Consider the following 5,394-nt stretch of genomic DNA (forward strand, 5'->3'; position numbering starts at 1 on the left):
ACTGGGGACTGGGGACTGGTGACTGGTGACTGGGGACTGGGGACTGGTGACTGGGGACTGGGTAAGAATTTTCCCAATCACCAATTACCAATTACCAATTACCAATTACCAATTATCAATTACCAATTACCAATTACCAATTACCAATTACCAAACCTAAACTAAAAATTTTTTTAATTATGCGTCAGATGGTAAAATCATGATATACTCATAGATGTGTGTTTGTCCAAATGCTAAAAATAGGTTGCTCAAGCTACAATCATAACAGAGAGTTAAGCTTAAAGCCTACTTAAACAGAAGACAAATCTAACACAACAAGCGCCTTTGGCCGATTGGGGAGGCAACGAACTCATAATTCGTCTTCAGGCTGGTTCGATTCCAGCAGGGCGCATTTAATGAAAACCTATACATAATAAGCTTTTTGGATTATTTCAGCTTCTACTCTGTGCTGATTTCACTCATTTTTTACCTATTAGCTAATAAGTGCGGTTTTTGGACTTGCTACTTATGGAGTTTTTAAAGTAAGCTGTTGTGCATTTAATTTGTATAAGTGGAACAGGCAAGATGCGTGTTCCACAAGAGTTCAGAATATTAGGATTATACAATTTAGCTGTGTAACAGCTTATTAGATAATTCTCAATTTTAGGACTTACGCAAGATGTGACTGAAAACCTTATTCTTGCGTAGGGGTAATTCATGAATTACCCCTACTTTCGTTTCCTTTTGCGTAAGTCCTGAATTTAAAGAAACTCCCATGCAAGTTTTTGAACGCATGGAAACAAAAGTTTGGGAAATGGACTCTTCTACAGAGGTTTTATCTATTGCTATTCATCCAGAATGTAAAACTATTGCTAGTTGTAGTAAAGACGGAATTATCAAACTTTGGAATTGACAAACTGGGGAAATTTTAGGAGTTGATGAAAATGCTCATGGTGAAGATGTAAAAATTGCCTACCGAAAATTAGCGAGATTATATCATCCTGATATTAACAATACGGATACGGCTAAAGCTGCAATGCAAGTAATTAATCAAGCTTATCAACATTTTCAGAGGCTTGTTAATGTTAACAGGGGTTGATTAATCTGATTTAAAAATTCAAGGGTAATATAGGGTAATATGTAGTTAATGTGACAGAATTTACGAAAAATAGCAGCATGAAATATTATGATTCATGTCTGGTAGATTTTTGGTGAATTTAGCAGCATGAGCTAGTTATTTGTGATTTGGTTTGATGATTGGGTTATAATGTCGAAATTTTCCAGAAAATTGACATTTTAAATTTTTTAATGATCTATATTGCATATTGGGAAAAAACGTTATAAATTGTTAAGTTAAAGGGGAATAATTTAACCAGCAGTTGCAAACAGTCAATCATTGTCAAGTAAATATACTGTAAGGGGTTGGAACTTCATTATTACGATCCTAAAACAGCATGAGGGGTATGTTTTTGTTTGTAAAAGCACTATCCTAGATTTTTTTATGGGATAATGCGGAATCTCAAAATATATCTTGTATATTTTGCTGTAATTTTTCTGATGAATATTTTTTGTATTGTTTGATGTGAATAGCTAGAACACCGATTCATTAATCGTCAGGGAGAAGGGAAAAAGTGTGCATTTTTTGGGATTTCAAGAGATGGCAAAGAAATTTTCAAATCTTCTCCTGACTCCTGACTCCTGACTCCTATGCCCTCACGGAAAGACTTTCTCAGCAACCCCTAATTATGACCTAATTAATTTGCTGATAATCAGTAATTGTAACTGATTTTGTTTGAGGATTGCTACTAATGATTGTTATTTGCTATTGCTCAAGTTATATGCTGCTGAACATAGCAAATACTCATGAGAAATAAAGCCGCATTCACCACAAATTCACTATCTTAATGGAGTTATTCTGGCGATGCAACTAAATGAATTAACCACAAGGGAAACCACAAGTAAAACTACAAGTGAAACTATAGAAAAAGAGGCGTGGCAGGCACTAGAAAATTCAATACTTTACTATCAAGGTCGTCCTGTTGGTACTTTAGCGGCGTATGATCCATCTGTAGAAGCATTAAACTATGATCAATGTTTTATCAGAGATTTTGTTTCTTCAGCGTTGATTTTTCTGATTAAAGGCAAAACAAATATTGTTAAAAACTTCCTGGAAGAAACATTAAAATTACAGCCTAAAGAAAAGGCGTTGGATGCTTATAAACCGGGTAGGGGTTTAATTCCAGCCAGCTTTAAAGTTGTGACTATTAATGGGGAAGAACATTTAGAAGCTGATTTTGGAGAACACGCGATCGCTAGAGTCACACCTGTTGATTCTTGTTTATGGTGGTTGATTTTATTACGTGCTTATGTAGTCGCTACTAATGATTATACTCTAGCTTATCAACCGGAATTTCAAACAGGTATCCGGTTAATTATGGAAATCTGTTTGGCAAATCGTTTTGATATGTACCCCACTCTATTAGTTCCTGATGGTGCGTGTATGATTGATAGACGCATGGGAATTTATGGACATCCTTTAGAAATTCAAGTGCTATTTTTTGCGGCTTTGCGTGTAGCCCGTGAGTTATTAATTTGTCAAGGTAATCAAGATATTGTTGAAGCAATTGATAATAGATTACCTTTGTTATGTGGACATATTCGCAAACACTACTGGATAGATCTGAATCGTTTGAATGCCATTTATCGCTTTAAAAGTGAAGAATATGGGAAAACAGCGGTGAATTTATTTAATATTTATGCTGATTCCTTACCTTACTATGAACTAGATAAATGGCTACCGAAAAAAGGCGGTTATTTTGCTGGTAATGTCGGACCATCTCAATTAGATACTCGCTTTTTTACCCTGGGAAATTTAATGGCTGTAATTTGTGATTTATCCACAGAAGAACAGTCACAAGCAATTATGAATTTAATTGAAAAAAGATGGGATGATTTGGTAGGAGATATGCCCATGAAAATCTGTTTCCCAGCTTTAGAGAATGAAGAATATAGAGTGGTGACAGGATGCGATCCGAAAAATATACCTTGGTCCTATCATAATGCCGGAAGTTGGCCTGTTTTAATGTGGATGTTAGCCGCAGCATCAGTGAAAACTAATAAAACTGGTATGGCTAGAAAAGCAATAGAAATTGCTAAAGCGCGATTGAGTGAAGATGAATGGCCAGAATATTATGATGGTAAAAAAGGTAGATTAATTGGTAAACAAGCGCGGAAATATCAAACTTGGACAATAGCAGGATATTTATTAGGGAAAGAACTCATAGATAATCCTGATTTCTTGCCATTAGTTAGTTTTGATAAATTACCCCCAGAAACAATTTCTAGGGCTTGTGAGTTTGAAGTGGGTAGTATAGATTCTTTTATGAATTTATAAATCGTAGGGTGGGTTAGCGTCTGTGTTACCCACCTTTATTTGTAGATCCCCCTAAATCCCCAAAAAGGGGACTTTGATTAATTTCCCCCCTTAATAAGCTCACAGGGGTAGGTTTTTAATATTATCTGTTGAGGCAGGACTAGGAAGACAAGGAAGGCTTGTCCTGAGCGTAGTCGAAGGGATGGACAAGGAAGATTTTATACAGACAATGGTTTTTTGACGGACTATTTTTGTGACTAAGAATACAGACTTTGTACTGTTTTCCTCCCTTGTCACCTTGTCCACCTTGTCCACCAAGTCTTGCCCTGACGACAATGTAAAATACCTACCCTTGTGAGAAGGGGGGATCTCGATTAATTTGGATACTTCTGAGATATCCTTTCAGCCATTGGCAGAAATTATCATGATATAAACTGTAAACAGAAACATTAGATTTAATTTCTACATTTAAAAACTCAAACCAAGCTTCTAAAATTTCCTCTACATCAAATTCATCAGCATCTAATAAATTAGCAATATCTGTCACTGATATGGGTTGTGTTTGTTCGGCTAAAACTTGCAAAACAGCTAGGGGTAAATCTTGATTTTCCCAATCTAGCATTTTGGCTAAATGTTGTTGATAGTAGGTTTCTAATGCTGGTGGGAATGATGTTTGTATTTGTTGGGTTTGGGTATAGAAACCGTCAGCAATAGCGGTTAAGATTGCGCTGATGTATTTAAAGTTATTGGCGTTTTCGTTGATTTTGTGGGTATTTAACCAAGATTTTAGATCCCCCCCAACCCCCGTTAAAAAGGGGGGAGAATTTAGGGTTGTTTGAATATAATTTTGTATATCTTGTTTATTTTCCTCTGGATAATCTGCTAAATTCAAACTTTGTACCGGTGCTTCAATTAATAAACCAGAATTACTTGATAAAAACGGACGACGGGTAAGGAGAAAATACACTCCTTGGGGGAGGTAGCGGGGAAGATAAAAAATATTTGTTCCTGGTGGTTGTAAGTTGCGGTTGATGCAGTTTAACCCGTCAATGGCAATAATTAATTTTTGGTTTGTTTGATGTAATTGATTTGTCTGTAATAAATTATCGCTGATTTGTTGTAGTAACAATGATAAAAACCAACTTCCTTCTGTAGCGTTATCCGGTAAATTTGGCAGGGATAGATTTTGAAACTTGGCGATAATTTGACAACATATATATATTAAAAATTCCGCAGCGTGATTTTTCCCCTCTAACTCCGCGTTGTAATAAATCACTTGGTAATTTTTGGGAGGATTTTCCTGAACATATTTAGCAATTATGGCACTTTTACCGCTACCCGGTGGTCCGATAATTGTGAAATAACCCCGGTTATAGCGGTTCAGAAAATTATTAATCTCAGTAACAACAAACTCACGACCGATAAAATTCGTGCTTTTGGCGTTAATAATGTCCGTGAATTGTTGCTGAGTATCCAGGTAATTATTAACTGTTGGTGGTCTGGGGGTGGAGTTCATAAATTTATTCTCCCCCATTTTCCAACTTTAGAAAATGCACCATTCCCCCAGCGTCACCGGCAACAATTGTTAACGTATCTGTGAATTGATTGGGAAGTGCAACCGCACAGGAAAGAAAGTCACTGTCACCTGTGAAAGTAGCTATTTCTTCCCCGGTCTGTAAATTCCACACCTTGACAGTATTGTCTAATGAACCAGAAATCACCCGTTGATTGTCTGCTGTCACTGCGACTGCGTATACCCTACTACTATGACCTTCAAGGGTGAACTGTTCTTCCCCGGTCTGTAAATTCCACACCTTGACAGTTTTGTCATCAGAACCAGAAATCACCCGTTGATTGTCTGCTGTGACTGCTACTGCTGTTACCAAACTACTATGACCTTCAAGGGTGAACTGTTCTTCCCCGGTCTGTAAATTCCACACCTTGACAGTATTGTCAGATGAACCAGAAATCACCCGTTGATTGTCTGCTGTGACTGCGACTGCGTATACCCTACTACTATGACCTTCAAGGGTGAACTGTTC

At 36.9% G+C, this 5,394-nt stretch carries 5 protein-coding genes and 1 tRNA gene; 4 read left to right on the forward strand and 2 right to left on the reverse strand.

The window, feature by feature from the left end; genetic code table 11:
• Positions 1 to 318: 318 nt before the first annotated feature.
• The 4 genes from PN497_RS10730 to PN497_RS10745 all read left to right on the forward strand — a co-directional run bounded on the left by PN497_RS10730 (position 319) and on the right by PN497_RS10745 (position 3,373).
• Positions 319 to 391 (forward strand) — tRNA-Ile (locus PN497_RS10730).
• A 363-nt stretch (positions 392 to 754) separates the two neighbouring features.
• Positions 755 to 892, forward strand: a complete 138-nt coding sequence (locus PN497_RS10735; protein WP_242027464.1) for a WD40 repeat domain-containing protein — start codon at positions 755 to 757, stop codon at positions 890 to 892.
• Positions 893 to 904: 12 nt separating this feature from the next.
• Positions 905 to 1,078, forward strand: a complete 174-nt coding sequence (locus tag PN497_RS10740; RefSeq protein WP_272110106.1) for a J domain-containing protein — start codon at positions 905 to 907, stop codon at positions 1,076 to 1,078.
• An 822-nt stretch (positions 1,079 to 1,900) separates the two neighbouring features.
• Entirely contained in the window at positions 1,901 to 3,373 is a 1,473-nt protein-coding gene (locus PN497_RS10745) for a glycoside hydrolase 100 family protein (RefSeq protein WP_096565697.1), read from the forward strand.
• 325 nt (positions 3,374 to 3,698) lie between these two features.
• Here the strand turns inward: PN497_RS10745 and PN497_RS10750 are convergent, their stop codons facing one another.
• Positions 3,699 to 4,868, reverse strand: a complete 1,170-nt coding sequence (locus tag PN497_RS10750; RefSeq protein WP_096565699.1) for an ATP-binding protein — start codon at positions 4,866 to 4,868, stop codon at positions 3,699 to 3,701.
• A gap of 4 nt (positions 4,869 to 4,872) precedes the next feature.
• On the reverse strand, positions 4,873 to 5,394 hold a 522-nt coding region (locus PN497_RS10755; protein ID WP_272110104.1), incomplete at its 5' end, for a WD40 repeat domain-containing protein.

This window comes from Sphaerospermopsis kisseleviana CS-549 (genome assembly GCF_028329225.1).
Classification (GTDB): domain Bacteria; phylum Cyanobacteriota; class Cyanobacteriia; order Cyanobacteriales; family Nostocaceae; genus Sphaerospermopsis; species Sphaerospermopsis kisseleviana.

What these genes read in the sequence shown, in the direction of transcription:
- PN497_RS10735 (WP_242027464.1), top strand. Translation starts at nt 755, where the DNA reads ATGCAAGTTTTTGAACGCATGGAAACAAAAGTTTGGGAAATGGACTCT.
- PN497_RS10745 (WP_096565697.1), top strand. Translation starts at nt 1,901, where the DNA reads ATGCAACTAAATGAATTAACCACAAGGGAAACCACAAGTAAAACTACA.
- PN497_RS10750 (WP_096565699.1), bottom strand. Translation starts at nt 4,868, where the DNA reads ATGAACTCCACCCCCAGACCACCAACAGTTAATAATTACCTGGATACT.